General features: G+C 65.6%; 13 protein-coding genes. 5 read left to right on the top strand and 8 right to left on the bottom strand.

Features of this window, described 5'->3' with window-relative positions:
* Positions 1 to 17 precede the first annotated feature (17 nt).
* Both smc and zipA read left to right on the top strand, forming a co-directional pair.
* Positions 18 to 3,527 (top strand): chromosome segregation protein SMC, encoded by a 3,510-nt coding sequence (smc, locus tag UU7_RS12685; RefSeq protein ID WP_007808899.1) that lies wholly within the window; start codon positions 18 to 20, stop codon positions 3,525 to 3,527.
* A 159-nt stretch (positions 3,528 to 3,686) separates the two neighbouring features.
* Positions 3,687 to 4,676, top strand: coding sequence for a cell division protein ZipA (zipA, locus tag UU7_RS12680; protein WP_007808898.1), 990 nt, complete (start codon positions 3,687 to 3,689; stop codon positions 4,674 to 4,676).
* Between the two features lie 6 nt (positions 4,677 to 4,682).
* Here zipA and msrA read toward each other — a convergent pair whose 3' ends face one another.
* The 5 genes from msrA to UU7_RS12655 form a co-directional block, all read right to left on the bottom strand.
* On the bottom strand, positions 4,683 to 5,192 hold the full coding sequence (msrA, locus tag UU7_RS12675; RefSeq protein WP_007808896.1) for a peptide-methionine (S)-S-oxide reductase MsrA: 510 nt from the start codon (positions 5,190 to 5,192) through the stop codon (positions 4,683 to 4,685).
* Entirely contained in the window at positions 5,189 to 5,638 is a 450-nt protein-coding gene (gene msrB, locus UU7_RS12670) for a peptide-methionine (R)-S-oxide reductase MsrB (RefSeq protein ID WP_007808894.1), read from the bottom strand. Before msrB ends, msrA begins: the two co-directional genes overlap by 4 nt.
* A 277-nt stretch (positions 5,639 to 5,915) precedes the next feature.
* A complete protein-coding gene (locus UU7_RS12665; RefSeq protein WP_007808892.1) occupies positions 5,916 to 8,180 on the bottom strand; it encodes a beta-glucosidase in 2,265 nt (754 codons plus the stop codon).
* Between the two features lie 40 nt (positions 8,181 to 8,220).
* On the bottom strand, positions 8,221 to 8,640 hold the full coding sequence (locus tag UU7_RS12660; protein WP_007808890.1) for a hypothetical protein: 420 nt from the start codon (positions 8,638 to 8,640) through the stop codon (positions 8,221 to 8,223).
* A 192-nt stretch (positions 8,641 to 8,832) separates the two neighbouring features.
* Positions 8,833 to 12,093 (bottom strand): TonB-dependent receptor, encoded by a 3,261-nt coding sequence (locus UU7_RS12655; RefSeq protein WP_007808888.1) that lies wholly within the window; start codon positions 12,091 to 12,093, stop codon positions 8,833 to 8,835.
* A gap of 365 nt (positions 12,094 to 12,458) precedes the next feature.
* Between UU7_RS12655 and UU7_RS12650 the strand changes: the two genes are divergently transcribed.
* Complete coding sequence (locus tag UU7_RS12650) at positions 12,459 to 13,472, top strand: LacI family DNA-binding transcriptional regulator (RefSeq protein ID WP_007808886.1); 1,014 nt, start codon at positions 12,459 to 12,461, stop codon at positions 13,470 to 13,472.
* A gap of 58 nt (positions 13,473 to 13,530) precedes the next feature.
* A complete protein-coding gene (locus UU7_RS12645) occupies positions 13,531 to 14,829 on the top strand; it encodes an MFS transporter (RefSeq protein WP_007808885.1) in 1,299 nt (432 codons plus the stop codon).
* A gap of 420 nt (positions 14,830 to 15,249) precedes the next feature.
* Here the strand turns inward: UU7_RS12645 and UU7_RS18455 are convergent, their stop codons facing one another.
* Positions 15,250 to 15,543 carry a hypothetical protein gene (locus UU7_RS18455; protein ID WP_157582242.1) on the bottom strand — a complete coding sequence of 98 codons (294 nt, stop codon included), beginning with the start codon at positions 15,541 to 15,543 and terminating at the stop codon, positions 15,250 to 15,252.
* A 136-nt stretch (positions 15,544 to 15,679) separates the two neighbouring features.
* Between UU7_RS18455 and UU7_RS12635 the strand changes: the two genes are divergently transcribed.
* Complete coding sequence (locus tag UU7_RS12635) at positions 15,680 to 16,210, top strand: VOC family protein (RefSeq protein ID WP_007808881.1); 531 nt, start codon at positions 15,680 to 15,682, stop codon at positions 16,208 to 16,210.
* Between the two features lie 2 nt (positions 16,211 to 16,212).
* Here UU7_RS12635 and tadA read toward each other — a convergent pair whose 3' ends face one another.
* Together tadA and guaA are read right to left on the bottom strand one after the other, a co-directional pair.
* Positions 16,213 to 16,701 (bottom strand): tRNA adenosine(34) deaminase TadA, encoded by a 489-nt coding sequence (gene tadA, locus UU7_RS12630; protein WP_040673423.1) that lies wholly within the window; start codon positions 16,699 to 16,701, stop codon positions 16,213 to 16,215.
* Positions 16,702 to 16,779: 78 nt separating this feature from the next.
* Positions 16,780 to 18,360 (bottom strand): glutamine-hydrolyzing GMP synthase, encoded by a 1,581-nt coding sequence (gene guaA, locus UU7_RS12625; RefSeq protein ID WP_007808878.1) that lies wholly within the window; start codon positions 18,358 to 18,360, stop codon positions 16,780 to 16,782.
* Positions 18,361 to 18,417 lie beyond the last annotated feature (57 nt).

Genomic DNA, 18,417 nt, shown 5'->3' with positions numbered 1-18,417 from the left:
GACCCGTTGAAGACCGCATGCGCCTGAGCACCATCAAACTCGCCGGTTTCAAGTCCTTCGTGGACCCGACCACCCTGCACCTGCCCAGCAACATGATCGGCGTGGTTGGCCCCAACGGTTGCGGCAAATCGAACATCATCGACGCGATCCGCTGGGTGATGGGCGAGAGCGCGGCCAGCCGCCTGCGCGGCGACTCGCTGACCGACGTGATCTTCTCCGGCTCCAACACGCGCAAGCCGGTGGGGCAGGCCACGGTCGAGCTGATCTTCGACAACGCCGACGGCTCAGTGCAGGGCGAGTACGGCCAGTACGCCGAGATCTCGGTGAAGCGCCAGGTCACCCGCGACGGCCAGTCCTCGTACTACCTCAACGGCGCGCGTTGCCGCCGCCGCGACATCACCGACCTGTTCCTTGGCACCGGCCTGGGCCCGCGCAGCTACTCGATCATCGAGCAGGGCATGATCAGCCAGATCATCGAGGCGCATCCGGAAGAACTGCGCACGCACCTGGAAGAGGCCGCCGGCATCTCCAAGTACAAGGAGCGCCGCAAGGAAACCGAAAGCCGGATCAAGGCCACCCGCGAGAACCTCGACCGCGTGCGCGACGTGCGCGACGAGGTGGACAAGCAGCTCGAGCACCTCAACCGCCAGGCCCGTGCCGCCGAGCGCTGGAAGGCGCTGAAGGAAGAGCAGACGCGCAAGGAAGCCGAGCTGCGCGCACTGGAATATCGCGCGCTGAAAAGCCAGCACGACGGCGAAGGGCAGGGGCTGTCCGCCGCCGAGATCGAGATCGAAAAGCAGCTCGCCGGCCAGCGCCAGATCGAGGCCCAGCTGGAAAGCGTGCGCGAACGCCACACCGACGCCAGCGAGCATCTGAATGCGGTGCAGGCCGACGTCTACAAGGTCGGCGCCGAGATTGCCCGGGTCGAACAGCAGGTGCGCTACAACAAGGAAACCGCCGAACGCCTGCAGCGCGCCCATGGCGACGCCGAGCGCGAACATGCCGAACTGGCCGCACACATCGCCACCGATCGCGAACAGGTCGAGGCGCTGCGGCTGGCGCTGGCCGAAGGCGAACCCAAGCTCGAAGCGCTGCAGCAGCTGCAGGACGACACCGGCGAGGCCCAGCGCAACACCGAAGCCAGGCTGGCCGACTGGCAACAGCGCTGGGACAGCCACACGCGCAACGCGGGTGAGTCGAACCGCGCAGCGGAAGTGGAACGAACCAGGCTCAGCTACCTGGATCGCCAAGCGGTCGACCTGGCGCGCCGTCGCGAAGTGCTGGAGACCGAGCAGAAGGCCACCGACGTGGAGGCGCTGGACGCCGCCGGCGAGCAGTTGACCCATGAGCACGAGACCCAGCGCGAACGCGTGGAGACGCTCGGCAGCCTGCTCGACCAGCACAAGTCCGGCCACGAAAAGGTGCTGGAGGACGAACGCCTGGTGCAGTCGACCCTCAACGAAGCGCGCCAGCAGTTGCAGGCCGCCCGCGGCCGGCACGCGTCGCTGGAGGCCTTGCAGCACGCCGCGCTGGGACAGGACGAAGGCGCGGCCAGTGGATGGCTGGCGAAGCTGGGCCTGGACCACTCGCGTCGCCTGGGCGAATCGCTGCAGGTGGAAGCCGGTTGGGAAACCGCGGTGGAAACGGCGTTGAGCGGCTTTCTGGACAGCGTGCTGGTTGACCAGGCTCACACGCTGGCCAGCGAATTTTCCTCGATCGAGAACGCCGACATGGCCTTGCTCGACGCCAGCGAAGGTGGCGTCAACACCGCCGGCACCCTCGCGGCGCACGTGCGGGGACCGGCGGCGGCGATGGCGATCCTTGGTCACGTGCTCACCGCGGCATCGCTGGACGAAGCGCATCAACGGGTCGTCTCGCTGTCCTCGCTGGCGCCGTACCAGTCGGTGATCACGCCGGCGGGCGAATGGCTGGGGCCGGGCTGGGCGCGCGTGCGCCGGGCGCAGGGCAGCCAGGTCGGCGTGCTGGCGCGCGAGCGCGAGCTGCGCACGCTGGCCGAGCAGATCGCCACGCTGGAAGCGCAGCTGGAAGAAGCCAGCGAGCGGCTCGATACGCTGCGCACCAGCAAATTCGAGACCGAACGCGCGCGTGACGATGCCCAGCGCGAGCTGTACAACGCGCATCGCCGGCAGTCCGAACTGGCCGGCCAGTTGCAGAGCCACCGCGGCAAGCTGGAAACCGCCCGCGCCCGCGCCGAGAAGGTCAAGGGCGAACTGGCGGACCTGAATCGGCAGATCGACGAATTGCAGGGCCAGACCCGCGAGGCACGCGCCCGACTGGACGAGTCGATCGGTCTGATGGGCGACCTCGAGGACCAGCGCCGCGAGCTGGAGAACGAGCGACGCGGCCTGCTCGAAGCGCGTGAGGAAGCGCGCATGAACGCGCGCGAGGCCGCCGAGCAGTCGCACTCGCTGGCACTCGCGCTGGAGTCGAAGCGCTCCTCGCTGAGCTCGCTGGAACAGACGCTGGCCCGCATGGACACGCAACTGCGCCAGATCGAGATGCGCCGCGACGAAATCACCGAACAGCTCGCCGCGGGTTCCGATCCGATCGCCGAACTCGAATCGGAGCGGCAGGCATATCTGGATCAGCGCCTGCTGGTCGACAAGCAGCTGGTCGAGGCGCGCCGCGCGCTGGAGGACTGCGACATCGAGTTCCGCAAGCTGGAGCAGCAGCGCCACCTGGCGGAGCAGGGCCTGGCCACGCTGCGCGAAGGGCTGTCGCAGAAGCGGCTTGCGGCGCAGGCCTTGCAGCTGCGCGCCGACCAGCTGGCCGAGGCGATTGCCGCGTCAGGTCTGCAACTGGAGACGCTGCTGGCCGAACTCGCGCCCGACATCGATGCGGATCAGTGGCGTTCGCAGCTGAGTGACCTCGGCCAGAAGATCGCCCGGCTTGAACCGGTGAACCTCGCCGCCATCCAGGAACACGCCGAGCAGAGCGAGCGCAAGACCTACCTGGACAACCAGCTCACCGACCTGGCCGATGCGATGGAAACGCTGGAAGGCGCGATCAAGAAGATCGATCGCGAAACGCGTCAGCGTTTCAAGGAAACCTTCGACAAGGTCAACGCCGGCGTGCAGGAGCTGTTCCCGCGACTGTTCGGTGGCGGCCATGCCTACCTGGAGCTCACCGGCGATGATCTGCTCAACACCGGCGTGACGATCATGGCGCGCCCGCCGGGCAAGCGCCCATCCAACATCTCGCTGCTGTCCGGCGGCGAAAAGGCGCTGACCGCGGTGTCGCTGGTGTTCGCGATCTTCGGTCTCAACCCGGCACCGTTCTGCCTGCTCGACGAGGTCGACGCACCGCTGGACGAGGCCAACGTGGGCCGCTTCTCCAGCCTGGTACGCGAGATGAGCGAGCAGGTGCAGTTCATCTTCATCAGCCACAACAAGGCGACCATGGAAGCGGCCACCCAACTGTGCGGCGTGACCATGCGCGAGCCCGGTGTTTCGCGACTGGTGCAGGTGGATCTGGCCGAAGCGGCTAAACTGGCAGGCGCTGCCTGAGAGGTTGAGTTTTCAACCTCTCAGGCCGGCCAGGATGGCCGGGCATGAAGCAGTCACGCTAGTGACTGTTTCATGTGAGCGAGTCCGGGCGTGTACTGGATTCGCGATAGAAGAAAACCACAGGAAGTGGTTTTCTTCACAGACCCTGAGGAACCCATGATGACGTTGCAACCCGTGCTTGCCCTTGCCTGGAATCCCGCCGTCGGCATTCCGATGCTGATCGTCGGCCTCATCGTGCTGGCACTGCTGTGGCTGTTCGGCCAGCCCAGGAAGGAACAGGGCAAACGCCGCGTCGTGCCCGGCCCCCATGCCGGCGAACGACGCGAACCGACCTTCGGCGAATCGGATATCGAGCCGGTCGCTGACGATGTCTTCCGCGGCGATGCCAGGCCGCAGCAAGGCGAGCTGGAGGTGGGCTTGCGCGAGGAACTGGAGCGCCTGGGCGCCACCCTGTCGGGCGACCGGAGCAGGGAACCCGGCACGGCAGCTGCGCCGAAGACCGCCAGGACCAGGCAGCCACCGAAACTGGCGGATCACGTGGCCTCGATCATCGATGCCTTGCGTGCCCCCAGCTCCAGCGATCCGGTGGTACAGAACACCGGCCTGCCGGCGGAAGCGCCGGTCGTGGAAACTCCGTCGACACCCCCGCCGGTCCAGGCGGCTCCCCAGCGTTCCGATCTGGGGCGGCGGCCGCCGCAGTTGCCGGTGGAACGCATCATCACGCTGTTCGTGGTGGCCCGCGAAGGCGAGCGTTTCCACGGCCCGGATCTCGTGGTGGCCGCCGAAAAGGCCGGCCTGGAATTTGGCGACATGGGCATCTATCACCGCCTGGTCGACGGCAAACGCGAGCTGGGACCGCTGTTCAGCGTCGCCAACATGCTCAAGCCGGGCAACTTCGACCTCGCCCGGCTGGAAGACCTGCGCACACCGGGCGTCAGCTTTTTCATGACCCTGCCGGCGCCGCTGCCGGCGCTGGACGCATGGGACGCCATGCTGCCCACCGCGCAGCGGCTGGCCGAGTTGCTGGACGGCCACGTGCTCGACGAGGAGCGCAACGCGCTCGGGCGTCAGGGCATCGCGCACATCCGCGACCAGCTGCGCGGCTGGGACCGCGACCACGAAGGCAAGGAAATCATCTTCGGCCGCTGAGGCGTTTCAGGCCTGCGCGTCACGCCTCGGCAGTCTCCAGTCGGGGCGGATGAAGTGGCAGGTATAGCCCTGCGGGTAACGTTCCAGGTAATCCTGGTGCTCCGGTTCGGCCTCCCAGAAGTCACCCGCCGGCGCCACTTCGGTCACCACCTTGCCCGGCCACAGGCCGGAGGCATCGACGTCCGCAATGGTGTCTTCGGCGACCTCCTTCTGCGCGTCCGAGGTGTAGAAGATCGCCGAACGATAGGACGTGCCACGGTCATTGCCCTGGCGGTTGGGCGTTGACGGGTCGTGAATCTGGAAGAAGAATTCCAGCAGGCTGCGATAGCTGATTCGCGACGGATCGAACACGATCTCGATGGCCTCGGCGTGGCTGCCGTGATTGCGGTAGGTCGCATTGGGCACATCGCCGCCGCTGTAGCCGACCCGGGTGGAGATCACGCCATCCTGCTGGCGAATCAGCTCCTGCATGCCCCAGAAGCAGCCTCCGGCAAGCACCGCGCGCTCGGTCGTCATCGCACATCCTCCACCTGATCCAGGTACGCGCCGTAACCCTGCGCTTCCATCTCTCCACGAGGGACAAAACGCAGCGAAGCGGAATTGATGCAATAGCGCAGGCCGCCACGATCCTTCGGTCCGTCCGGAAAGACGTGGCCGAGATGGCTGTCGCCATGGGTCGAGCGTACCTCGGTGCGGATCATCCCGTGGCTGCTGTCACGCAGCTCGTTCACATGGGCCGGCTCGATCGGCCTGGTGAAGCTCGGCCAGCCGCAACCCGACTCGAACTTGTCCGACGAGGCAAACAATGGCTCGCCCGAAACGACATCCACGTAGATGCCGGGCTCCTTGTTGTGCAGGTATTCGCCGGTGCCGGGGCGCTCGGTGCCACTTTCCTGGGTGACCCGGTACTGCTCGGGGCTCAGTTGCGACAAGGCTTCGGGAGTTCGGGTGTAACGGGACATGCGGTGCCTCCTGTCGTGGTCGCGATGCAGACAGAAATGGCAGTTCCAGCGCACATATCAAGGACGGGCGGCAAAAATGTCCGGGAAGGAGGGTGCTTCGGAGGCTCTTGCGCTCGAACGCCTCGCGGTACCGCCGTGCCTGTTCGCAGGCCAGCCACCTTTGCGCGTGTCGCATTCCCGACGGGGCCGGCCCGCCGGAGCGTGCAGGCCGAGCCGGTTGATCGTCTGTGGACGACATACGAAGTTTCCGCTTGACATCCCGCCAGGGCATGCCGGCTCAGTGCTTGCCCGTCACGCAGGGTCGAATTGCACCTGGGGGCGATGCGTCGGCACCCCAGGAAACTGCCGTGAGTGTCACCTTGCCTTCGCCCTGAAACGACATGGCCGAGTGGCCAAGCTGCAATTGATAGGCGCCGGCCGGGCGCAGCCAGCGCTGGCCATGACTGTCGAAACTCACCAGCAGGCGCGGGTCGGCGGCGACCGTGAGGAACGCGGACTGGCCGGGCTTCAGGCTGACGCGGCACCAGCCGGCCAGTCGCCGTGCATGGTTCGAACCGGGCGGAGTCACGTAGAGCTGTGGCACATCGGCGCCCGCGCGTGCACCGCGATTGGTGACAGTGAACGAGGCGATGAGCTTGCCGCCTTCCACCCGCGGCTTGAAGTCGCTGTACTCAAAGTGCGTGTAGCTCAGGCCGTAGCCGAACGGGAACAGCGGTTCGAGGTGCTGGCGCTGGTACCAGCGGTAGCCTAAGTCAGCGCCTTCGAGGTTGTAGTCGATGTCCTGCGCGGGCTGGCCCTGCGGTGGCAGGCCGATGGCGGCGAGGCCTGCGCCGGGGATAGTCGGGCGCGGCAGCTGCGATTCGTCGCGCGGCCAAGTGACCGGAAGGCGACCGGAGGGATCGACCTCGCCGTACAGCAGCCGCGCGATCGCCTCGCCGCCGGCCGCGCCGGGATACCAGGCTTCCAGCACGGCGCCGACCTGGTCCAGCCACGGCATCGCCACCGGACCGTTGTTTTCCAGCACCACGATGATGTGCGGGTTGGCCTTGGCCACGGCTTCGACCAGTGCATCCTGGTTGTCCGGCAAGGTGAGGTGCGACGCGTCGAAACTTTCCGCCGCCCACTGCTCGACGAACACCACGGCCACCCTGGATTGCGCGGCCAGCTTCGCGGCGGCGGCGATGTCCTCGCCGCTGGCGTAGCTCACCGTGCCATGCGCGCGTTGCCTGATCGCCGCGAGTGGTGCGGATGGCTGATAGATGCGCGGCCCCGGCCACTCGGCGGGCGCCAGGCCCGGCACCGCGTTGCCTTGCGGCGACTGCACCGCGGAGGAGCCGCCGCCGGTCAGCACACCCTTGTCGGCATGGCCGCCGATCACCGCCACGGACTGCCCAGCGGACAGCGGCAGCAGCGCGCCCTGGTTGCGCAGCAGCACCGCGCCGGCTTCCTCGGCGCGCTGCGCCACCTTGCGGTCCGCGGCGAAATCGATGGGCGCCTGTCGTGCTGGATGATCCATCACGCCGGCCGCGAACAGACTGCGCAGGATGCGCCGCGCCATGTCGTCGATACGCGACTGCGGCACCTGGCCGGAAGCGACCGCGGCGCGCAGCGGCTGGTCGAAGTACACCTCCTTGTCGAAGGTTTCGCCGGCCGATTCCTGATCCAGTCCGGCCAGCGCGGATTTCGCGGCGCTGTGCACCGCGCCCCAGTCCGACATCACGAAGCCGGGGTAGTGCCAGTCGTGCTTCAGCACGTCGTTGAGCAGCCAGTCGTCCTCGCAGGCATAGACGGCGTTGACGCGGTTGTAGGAACACATCACCGAGCCCGGGTCGCCAGTCGCGATGGCGATCTCGAAGGCGAGCAGGTCGGACTCGCGCGCGGCGCCGCGATCGATATTCGCGCTCAGCGTGGTGCGGTCGGTTTCCAGGTCGTTGAGCGCGTAGTGCTTGATGGTGGAGACGAGGTGCTGGCTCTGGATGCCGGCGATGGCGTTGCCGGCGATCACGCCGGCCAACAGCGGGTCTTCGCCCGCGTATTCGAAATTGCGTCCGTTGCGCGGGTCGCGCAGCAGATCCACGCCGCCGGCCAGCATCACGTTGAAGCCGCGGCGGTGCGCCTCGCTACCAATCATCGCGCCGCCTTCGCGGGCGATCGCAGGATCGAAACTGGCCGCGGTGGCAAGGCCCGAGGGCAGGGCGGTGGCGCCGAGCTTGTGCGGCTTGGCTACGCCGAGACCGGCATCGCTTTCCTGGATGGCCGGCAGACCCAGTCGCGCGATCGCCGGGCCGTAACCGGCCGAGCCCAGCGCGCCCGGTGCCATCACGTGGCCGTTCTCGGTGTCGCCGAAGTCGACGCGAATCAGGCGGAACTTCTCGTCCTGCGTCATCGCCTTCAGCACGAGGTCGGCGCGCTGGTCGGGCGTCAGCCTGAGGTTCATCCACGGGTGCGCGTCGCTGCTCGCGTTCGCGGTGATGCATGCACCGCCGAAGGCCCATAGGGCGATGCCGATCAAGGAAGCAATGCGGGTCTTGTGGAATGCCATGACGTCCCCTTCGTTTTTCCGGAACAGATTGGATGCATGCTCATCGCGGGTGCCGGGTGGCAAGCCCTTGACTCGGCAGGTACGGATTGCGATTCGATGCGGCGATCACGGCCCATGCCGTCGCGGCAAGGGATGGCCGGTGGTAGTCCCAGGCATATGGCGCCACGATGCGTGGCTCGGGCGTGCCGTAGAGCAAGCCGCCCGGCGAGGCCTGCGTCGCGACCCTCGCGAGCAGCGTGTCCGCCCTGGCCTCGTCGCCGACCCATCGCCAGGCGAGCGCGGCCTGCGCAGTACCTTCCGTCCACATGCCGTCGCGGGCATCGGTGAACGCGTAGCCGCCCTTGACCGCATGCCCGCGTTCGATCCAGCCCAGCGCGCGCCGCCATGCCTTCGGCGCATCCGGCAGGAGTTGCGCCCAGAGCTGCACATCGAGGGCGGATGGCGAGCGCAGCGACGTCACGCCGTCGCCTGCGGTGCCCGTCCAGAAATGGCCGCGCCGTGGATGCGGCGAGCAGCAGGCAGGCGAACAGGGCCGCCACTCCCGCCTTCAGGGGAATGACGGCAACCGGGGAGCTCGCCATATCGTGCTGCCATCTCGCCATGGCACGTGGTGCGGCATGCGCCATGGCGGGAGCGTGTTGCACGGAAGCGGTCAGAAGTCCGCGCGCAGGCTGAGGTTGTAGCGGGTGTCGTTGCGGAAGAAACCCTTGGGCACGGTGGTGCCGTTGGTGTCGATGATCTCGCGGCTCTTGAACGTCGAGTTCAACAGGTTGGCCACCTGCAGGGCCACCTTGACGTGGTCGTTGAGCGAGTAGATCAGCGAACCGTCCAGCCGGCCCTGGGATGCGGCCATGACTGGCAGGAACGGATAATCCGCCTCCTGGCCCGTGATCAGGAACTGCGAGCGCCAGTTCCACGCCAGCCGTGCCGACAGCGGGCCTCTTTCGTAATACGTGGTGAAGTTGAAGGTATCGCGGGACAATTCGCCTGGCGGCAGCTTGAGCTGGTTGACGCACTGTGTAGCCGCCAGATACGTGGCGGGGCAGTAGTCGACCATGCCGAAGGCCAGTCCGTGCGGCTTGATGTAGGTGTAGTTGGTCTGCACGCCAAAGCCGGACAGCCAGCCAGGCAGGAAATCGAATTTCTGCTGGTAAGCCAGTTCTGCCCCGCCTACGCTGCCCTTCTGGTCGAGGTTGGCCAGGCCTGCCGTGTACTGCTCCGGATAGGTCACGCCGTTGTTCGTCACCGTGGTGTTCACCACGTTGGTGATGTACTGGATGGTGTGGTTCAACTGCTTCCAGAACAGCATGCCGGTCAACGAACCGGCGTTGCCGAAATACCACTCCTGGGTCAGGTCGAAGTTGTGCGCCGTGATGGGCTTGAGGTAGGGGTTCGTACCGTTGTAGCCGTTGCCCACCGTCGGCTCGGTGCTGCCATTGGTGCCGTAAGGCAGCAGCCCGCTGATCGATTGGCCCGCCTCCAGTTGGTTGAGGGCCGGGCGGAAGATCGACTCGGAGAATGCGAAACGGGTGATGAGGTCGTCGGTCCAGCCAATCGACAGATTGAAGCTGGGCAGCCAGTTGCCGTAGCCGTTGCTGGCCTTGATCGGGCTATAACCGCCGTTGGCGAACGTCACGTATTGCTGCTGTTGTGGCGAGGTGAGCGCGCAGAACGTGCCTGGTGACGCCGGTTGGGTGCCATTCTTCGTTACGCCCTGGCAATACTCCGCAACGGTGGCATTGCCGAGAGCCTGCTTCATGTCCGGCAGCAGCAGATAGCCCGAAGCATCGTCCTGGGTATGCACGTAGCGCACGCCGAGGTTGCCGCTGATCTGCAGGCCGCTCAGGAAATCCATGTTGCCGTTGCTGAAGTCCAGGCGGAGATAGGTGGCATTGGTTTTTTCGCCGTTGGAGGAGATTTCCTGCGGCAAGTAGTGCGTGCCCGGCACGAAGGCATAGCCGTACTGGTCGCGTTCGTAGTTGGTGTAATAGGGACTCCACCAGTCCCAGCCCGGATTGATGGCCAGGGACTGCTGGTTGATCTGCTTCATCGCGGCGACGGACTGCCAGAATTGCGACTGCGGGTTGAGGTTGAAGAAGGGCGCGACCACGCCGAAATCACCGTTGCCGAAGGCGGGCAGGTTGACGTGGTACGGGGCAACGTCGTTCGGTGTGTCGGCGGCAGTGACTGCCAGCCCTGGCCCGCCGGCGTAAGGCGTGCTGATGTCCCAGAAGTAGCTGTACGGCGAGGAATACAGCGTTTCTTCCTGGTCGCTGTGCCGGAAGCCGAACTGGATATCGTCCAGCGGCCCCTTGTCAACGTCGAAGCTGCCGTCCAGGCGGAAGGCGCGCTGGTTGCCCCAGGACTTCTCCTGGTGATCCTGTGCCGCGGACCAATAGGTGTTGCTGGGGTTGGAGAAGTACTGGGCCGTCGTTTCGTTGGGATCGGGCGACAGCAGGTTGATCGTGGGCACGTTGTCGCCGTGCGTGGCGATGTACCAGTTCGCCTGCGTCATCTGGCGAATGTAGTAGTAGGAATCCGAGTAGTCGGAATGGGTGTCCTGCGCGTCCAGGCTGAGGTGCAGCCGGTCATTGACGTTCCACTTCAGGTTGAAGGCGTAGTCGTTGGTCACATATCGCCGCTTGAAGCCGGCGGTATCGAGCTGCGTCGGCACGCCGCCATAGGTGAATGGCAGGAAGGTCGATGCCGCCGGATCGCCCGAGATGGTGCCGGACTGGAATACGCCGTTGGCGTCGTACACAGGCGTGGTGCCTGCCAGTGGCACGGCACAACCGGCCAGCGTCTGGCCGCTGCAGCCATCCGTGGATGCCTGCAGGGTGTGCTCGAAGGTGGATTCGGAGTCCGATGTCCGATTCCACGTCAGTGCGGCCTGCCACGCCTTGTCCGGGCTCTCCCATTGCAGGGCCAGCGCGTGGCCGAAGCGCGTGCTTGTCTCGTCCTGGTGGCGAAGGTCGCCGCCGACCGGCACGTAGCGGTATTCGCCCGGCGCAAGGCCGGGGAGGGCGTCGGTTCTGCCGCCCGGCAGGTCGCAGCCATTGCAGCGCCGCTGGTAATCGACCACGGAAATCGCATTGTCGGTCTGGTAGATGCGGTCGTAGGCCACGTTGGCGAGGAAACCGAAGCGGCCGATGCCGGTATTCCAGTTGTGGCTGAAAAGGCCGGCGATCTGCGGCGTGCCCTTCTTGGCCAGGTCGCCCCAGTAGCTGCCAAGGGTGACGGAGGTCTGTGTGTCCTTGTTGCTGTCGAAGGGCATGCGCGTGTTGAGGTTGATCGAGCCAGCGATGCCGCCTTCGATCATGTCCGCCGTCTGGTTCTTGCTCACCACGACCGATCCGATCAGCTCGGGCGACACCGTCGAGAAGTTGAGCCCCTGGCCACCGCCGGCGGAGAACACCTCGCGGCCGTTGAACAGCGTGCTGGTGTAGGGCAGGCCCTGCAGGCTGATGTCCGACCCCTGGATCGAGAAGTGGTCCGGGTCGGCGGCGACGCCGAAGGCGCTGACAGCCACGCCCGGCACGCGTTGCAGGGCCTCGGTCACCGACAGGTCGGGCAGGGAGCCGGCGTCCTGCGCCGAGATCGCGTCGACCACGGTGTCGGCGTAGCGCTTGATGTTCTGTCCACGGTTCAGGCTGGACGAGTAGCCGTTGACGGTCATGCCGGTGAGCTGCTTCGCCTCCTTCTCGTTCGCCGTCGTGGCAGCGTTCTTCTTTCTTTCGGCGACCTTCGAATCCCTCTTCGCGGCCGGTGCAGCCTGCGCGGCCTGGTCCGCATCCTGCGGGGCAGGTTGCGCAGGCAACGGGCTGGCCACGAACAGCGTCATCGCGATCGCGAGGGGCAACAGGCGCAGTTGACTGGCGCCTCCTGCAAGCGGGTGCACGGATTGCTTCGTCACTTCGATATCTCCCCGGTTTTCAGTGAACGCTCGGCCCACGCGGTTCCGCCCTCGACCTCGGTTTCTTCCGCCAGCCGTCCAGACCCCAGACCATCGCCCGCCTTCATCGGCCAGGTGCAAACCTGCCTTTGCGGTCGGCGGGAAGAGAGTGCCGTGGCGTAGGCCGTTGCCTCCTCTCTCCCGCGTTGCGTCCCCCTGCAAGCGGATCCCGCATTCGCCGCAAGCTAATCAAATGTACCAGCGCTGTCAATAGAAAATACCAGCGCTGGTACTTTCGCGTGAAACGAGCGCATTCCGTCTGGTTGCGGGCCTTCCGCTTGCGGTAGGATGGAGCGCTGCAAGCCATACACGGGCGGGATCTGCACATGCCTGCGAGAATCGAAGACGTCGCTGCGCATGCCGGCGTATCCACCAAGACGGTGTCCCGCGTGCTCAACGGCCATACGACCGTGCGCGCCAAGCTGCGCGCGCGGATCGAAGCCTCAATCCACGCGCTCAACTACGTGCCCAACGCGTCGGCACGTGGCCTGGCGGGGAATCGCTCGTACCTGGTCGCGCTGCTGTACGACAACCCGATGGCCGGCTCCAGCTACACCATGGAACTGATCGTGGGCGTGCTGCAGGCGTGCAAGGGCACGCCGTACAACGCGGTGCTGCACCCCTTCGACGCAGCGGACGACCTCGCTGCGCGGATCGATGGCTTCGTGGCGACGCACCGGCCGGACGCGCTGGTGCTGGTGCCGCCGCATGCGAACAACGTGAAGCTGCTGCAGCGCCTCGACGAGCTGGACATTCCCTATTCGACGATCTCCTCCAGACTGCACCAGTCGCGCATCGACGTCGGCTTCGACGAGCGCAGGGCGGCGGCCGAGATTGTCGAGCACCTGGTCTCGCTCGGGCATCGCCGCATCGGCCACATCGCCGGGCTGCAGGGACACGGTGCGCGAACCTGGCGGCTCGGCGGCTATCGCGACGCCTTGCGCCGGGCCGGCATCGCCCACGACGAGTCGCTGGTGGCGGACGGGGATTTCACCTTCGCCTCGGGCGTGGCCAGTGCGCGGATGCTGCTCGACCTGCGGCACCCGCCGACGGCGATCTTCGCGGCGAACGACGACATGGCTTGCGGCGTGATGCGCGAAGCCTACGAACGCGGACTGTCGATTCCCGGCGACCTGTCGGTATGCGGCTTCGACGGTACGCCGGTGTCGCAGCTGATCTCGCCCGGCCTGACCACGGTGCATCAGCCATGCCGCGAGCTCGGATGCCTTGCCGTGCAAAGCGTGCTGCAGTCGATCCGCGACGCCTCCGCCCCCCGACAGGCGCGGGTGCCCTACGAGGTGCACTTGCGAGCATCCACCGCTGCGCCCCGGAAACCGTAATATTCGTCCAGGACCGGCGCAGGGGACTTGGCGCACGGATCGACGGAGCGGAGGAGCGGTGATCGACGACGAGGCCGGAGTGGCGGTGCGCGGGCTGCCCATGCCCTTCGGCGCATGCGCGGATGCGGCGCCACCGGCGTGTCGCGTCGGCTGGCCGTTCATCGCGATCTACGGCATGGCGTACATGGGCCTGTGGATGGCGTTGCTGCCGCCCATCCTGGTCGGCCTGGCAATGCGCGTGAGCGAGATCGCCCCGGCGCACGCGACGGGCAGCCTGTCCCTGGTGGTAGGTGTGGGGGCGCTTATTGCGCTGTTCGGCAACCCGTTCTTCGGCAGTCTTTCGGATCGCACGACCTCGCGCTTCGGCATGCGACGGCCCTGGCTGATTGCCGGCGCCACGGGGGGAGCGGTCGGCTTGGCAATCATTGCGACGGCCGTGTCCGTTCCGCAGTTGTTGCTGGGTTGGTGCATCACGCAGCTTGCCTACAATGCCCAATTGGCCGCACTGACTGCGATCCTTGCCGATCAGATTCCAGCATCACAGCGCGGCATGGTATCCGGCATCGTGGGTGTCAGCGTGCCGGTGGGCATGGTGGGAGGCACCTATCTGGTGGAGCTCCTTGCCCATTCCACGCTGGCCATCTTTCTGGTGCCGGCGGTGATTGCCCTGATCGGTGCATGCCTCCTGGCCTGGGTATTGCCCGACCGTCGTCTGGTTGCCATGCAGCGGCTGCGTTACGGGTGGCGCGGATTTCTGGGCAGCTTCTGGATCAACCCGCTGCACTACCCGGATTTCGCCTGGGCGTGGGGCAGCCGTTTCCTGCTCTATGCCGGTGTCGCGCTGCTGATGACCTACCAGGAGTTCTATCTGATCCATCAGTTGGGCTGCCCCCCAGCTGCCGCGCCGCGGTGGATATTCCTGTCGACCCTGGTGCAATCCGCTGCGGTAGCGGTCTCCAGTGTCGTGGGGGGTGGGTTGTCGGATGCCCCCGGGCGGCGCAAGGCTTTCGTCTGCAGCACGGCACTGATCTATGCGTTAGCCTTGTTGATCATCGCTTTTGCCACTTCGTACACCCTTTTCCTCATGGCGATGGCGATCACCGGCCTGGCGCAGGGGGGATACCTGGCCGCGGATCTGGCGCTGGTGACCGATGTATTGCCAGAACGGGAAACACATGCAGCGAGGAACTTTGGCATCTTCAACATCGCCAGCGTCATGCCGCAGTCGCTGATGCCAGCCATTGCGCCGGGCATCCTCCTGGCAAGCGGCGGGAGTTATACAGCGTTGTTCGCCCTGGCAGCGTGTCTCGTCGCACTTGGAGCCTGGGCCATCTTGCCGGTGCGTGGCGCGCGCTGAAGTGGGCGATCAACCTGTGGCCTCGCACAATGACCAGCCTGAGCGCTGTGGCTGCGACACGATGCCGAGAGAATTGCCTTCTACGGCGTTCACGCGATCGAGTTCGCCGCACCGTCCAGCGTGACTCGTCGGAAGCCAGATACTGCGTATGGGCGGGTGAATATCGTTGACCCTGCGGACCATTGAGTGCGGGCATTGCAACGTGGGGCCAGTTGTCCGCGGCAAATGCGGAGTGTTAGCGCGCTAGTTGGGTATAGATCAGTGCGTGCAACAGGCGTGGACGGCCCACAGACTGGCCCAGAGGACGGGCGGCAGCGGTCGCCGCGGCCTCATCGGGCGCCTCCTTGATTTCGCATAATGTATATTATGTAAAATCAAGAATGCATGACGCCGACCCGGTAGCGCTGCAACTGCCTTGTCCTAAAGCAGGTTCGCGCAGCCCTTCTGTGTCGACTTGATTTGCCGCAGCCAGTCATAGCCGTCTTCCGCCCGCAGGATGGCGCTGCCTGCAATCGTTCTTGGCGCGGCGCGCTTGCGTGCGGGCTGGAGATCTTCAAGGCGGCTGCGCGAGCCCTGCAGCAGATGAGTGAGATAACGCTTCATTCGAATGACTCCTGGAAACGGCAATGACCGGGCCGATTCGTGTCGACCGGGATGTTCGAGACACAGGATTGGTTTTGCCGCGCCATGCATCAAGCCGGTTAGGGTGATCATTCCGTCCTCCTCCGGAAACGATGCCGGAGTTGCGGTGGCGTTCGCGAACGGAAACACAGCGGTCGGCAAACCGTGGTTTTGCCGCCGGTCATGCGAACCCACATAGCTGGCCGAACAGACCTTCGGCCACCGGATCATGGGCAAGAAAATATTCGCATTGCTGTACGTCCTGCTGATGCTCGGCGCGGTCGCGCCGTCGGGAGCTCGTGCCGCCACGTCGTATGACGTGGGGTACGTCAGGGTCGACGTGCCTGATGTAGCGCAGGCGGCGACGTTCTTCCGCGACGTGCTCGATTGCCAGCTGATCGGGGCCGAAGCGGCGTCCGGTGAACCCGCAGCGGATTCCCTCCTGCTTTCCTGCGACGAAGGCTCGGTGGTCGAGCTCTTCGTCGATCGGGGCAACTCCCCTTCCCCGGCACTGGACAAGCCGTCGGCGACCCTGCAACTGGCCACGGACGACGTGGCGCGCGCCAACGAATGGCTGCGGAACCGGGGCGTGGCCATCAGCAGCGCGCCGCATCGCGTGGTCTCGGGGCCTCTGGCCGGGCACATGGTGCTGGATTTCGCGGCGCCGTGGGGGTTGCACATGCAACTGGTAGGCAGGGATGTCCCCGATCCCGGCAGCACCGGCCTGGCTGCGGCCAATATCCAGTACGACGGCGGCTGACTTCAGCGGCGGGCGCGGAAGAACTCCCGCAGCATCCCGGCCGATTCCTCAGCCAGCAGGCCGCCGGCCACCTCGATCCGATGGTTGTGCCGCGCGTCGACCAGGGTGTCGAACACACTGCCCGCCGCGCCGGTCTTGGGATCGGCGGCGGCGTAGACCACCCTTCCCAGCCTCGCGTGGATCATGGCCATGGCGCACATCGAGCACGGTTCCAGCGTAACGTAGAGCGTGGCACCGGAAAGACGGTGATTGGCCAGTTTCTCGCCTGCCGCCCGCATGGCCATGATTTCGGCATGGGCAGTCGGATCGTGCAGGGTGATGTTGCGATTCCAGCCCAGGCCGGCGATCTCCCCTCCCTGCACCAGCACGGCTCCGACGGGCACCTCATTCTCGGCATCACGGGCGTGCGCTGCCAGCTGCAGTGCTCGCCGCATGTGCTGCACGTCGGCAGCTGAGAATTCACTGGAGCTTGGAGAAATTTCGTCAGTCATTTCAAGTTATTGCATGATTTACATGAGAAAGCCGGCAAGTTGCCGGCTGTTCTCCTCGCATCCAAGTGGCTGATTTTACTATTCCCACTCGATCGTAGCGGGCGGTTTGCCACTTATGTCATAGACTACGCGAGAAACTCCTCGCAACTCATTGATAATTCTGTTTGATACCTTGCCAAGAAATTCGTACGGCAGGTGCGCCCAATGGGCGGTCATGAAGTCGATGGTTTCCACCGCGCGCAGCGCGATCACCCACTCGTAGGCGCGTGCGTCGCCGACCACGCCCACCGACTTGACCGGCAGGAAGACCGCGAACGCCTGACTCGTTTTGTCGTAGAGATCGGCCTTGCGCAGTTCGTCGATGAAGATCGCGTCGGCCTGGGCCAGCAGCTCGGCGTATTCGCGTTTCACTTCACCGAGGATGCGCACGCCCAGGCCCGGTCCCGGGAACGGATGGCGATAGACCATCGCGCGGGGCAAGCCGAGTTCCACGCCGATCCGGCGCACCTCGTCCTTGAACAGCTCGCGCAGCGGCTCGACCAGCTTCAGCTTCATGTGTGCCGGCAGGCCGCCGACGTTGTGGTGGCTCTTGATGACGTGGGCCTTGCCGGTCTTGCTGCCGGCCGACTCGATCACGTCGGGATAGATGGTGCCCTGGGCCAGCCACTTCACCTCGCCGCTGCCGCCGGCGGTGAGCCTGGTGGACTCCTCGTCGAAGATTTCCACGAACAGGCCGCCGATGATCTTGCGCTTGGCTTCCGGATCGGCCACGCCTTCGAGCGCCTTGAAATAGCGATCGGCGGCGTTGACCCGAATGACCTTGACGCCCATGTTCTCGGCCATGGTGGCCATCACCTGGTCGCCTTCCTGCCAGCGCAACAGCCCGGTGTCGACGAACACGCAGGTCAGCTGTTCACCGATCGCCTTGTGCAACAGCGCGGCCACCACGGAGGAATCGACGCCGCCGGACAGGCCCAGCAGCACGTGGTCGTTGCCGACCTGTTCGCGCACGCGGGCGATCTGGTCGTCGATGATGTTGGCGGCGGTCCACAAGGTGGCGCAGCCGCAGATCTCGGTGATGAAGCGCTTCAGCAGCGCCCCGCCCTGCTTCGTGTGGGTCACCTCGGGGTGGAACTGCACGCCGTACCAGCGCTTGTCCTCGTTTTCCATCACGGCGACCGGGATGCGCTCGGTGCTGCCGGTGATGACGAAACCCGGCGGTGCCTTCGACACGTGGTCGCCGTGGCTCATCCATACGTCGAGCTTGTGACTGTCCGCATGATCGCTGAGGCCATTGAACAGACGGCTGGCGTCGGTGACGTCCACCGTGGCATGGCCGAATTCGCGGGCATCGGCCGCCTCGGTCGCACCGCCAAGCTGGGCGGCCAGGGTCTGCATGCCGTAGCAGATGCCGAGGATCGGCAGGCCCGAATCGAACACCTGTTGCGGCGCCTTGGGCGCGCCTTCGAGCGTGGTGGATTCCGGCCCGCCGGAAAGGATGATGCCTCTGGCCCCGAAGCCGGCGATTTCGGCCGGATCATGATCCCAGGCCCAGATCTCGCAGTACACGCCAAGCTCGCGCACACGCCGCGCGATCAGCTGCGTGTATTGCGCGCCGAAGTCGAGGATGAGGATCTTGTCGGAGTGGATGTTGTGCATCGGCCCGGGCCTTGAAAACGTCCGTAATTAGCCGGCGTCATTCCCGCGAATGCGGGA

The sequence above is a fragment of the Rhodanobacter spathiphylli B39 genome (assembly GCF_000264295.1).
GTDB lineage: Bacteria > Pseudomonadota > Gammaproteobacteria > Xanthomonadales > Rhodanobacteraceae > Rhodanobacter > Rhodanobacter spathiphylli.
This window is presented reverse-complemented; position numbering and strand designations above follow the sequence as displayed.

Excerpts from the sequence above, each read along its gene's own strand:
- smc (WP_007808899.1), top strand. The coding sequence starts at position 18 with ATGCGCCTGAGCACCATCAAACTCGCCGGTTTCAAGTCCTTCGTGGAC.
- zipA (WP_007808898.1), top strand. The coding sequence starts at position 3,687 with ATGACGTTGCAACCCGTGCTTGCCCTTGCCTGGAATCCCGCCGTCGGC.
- msrA (WP_007808896.1), bottom strand. The coding sequence starts at position 5,192 with ATGACGACCGAGCGCGCGGTGCTTGCCGGAGGCTGCTTCTGGGGCATG.
- msrB (WP_007808894.1), bottom strand. The coding sequence starts at position 5,638 with ATGTCCCGTTACACCCGAACTCCCGAAGCCTTGTCGCAACTGAGCCCC.
- UU7_RS12665 (WP_007808892.1), bottom strand. The coding sequence starts at position 8,180 with ATGGCATTCCACAAGACCCGCATTGCTTCCTTGATCGGCATCGCCCTA.
- UU7_RS12650 (WP_007808886.1), top strand. The coding sequence starts at position 12,459 with ATGCCTGCGAGAATCGAAGACGTCGCTGCGCATGCCGGCGTATCCACC.
- UU7_RS18455 (WP_157582242.1), bottom strand. The coding sequence starts at position 15,543 with ATGATCACCCTAACCGGCTTGATGCATGGCGCGGCAAAACCAATCCTG.
- UU7_RS12635 (WP_007808881.1), top strand. The coding sequence starts at position 15,680 with ATGGGCAAGAAAATATTCGCATTGCTGTACGTCCTGCTGATGCTCGGC.
- tadA (WP_040673423.1), bottom strand. The coding sequence starts at position 16,701 with ATGACTGACGAAATTTCTCCAAGCTCCAGTGAATTCTCAGCTGCCGAC.
- guaA (WP_007808878.1), bottom strand. The coding sequence starts at position 18,360 with ATGCACAACATCCACTCCGACAAGATCCTCATCCTCGACTTCGGCGCG.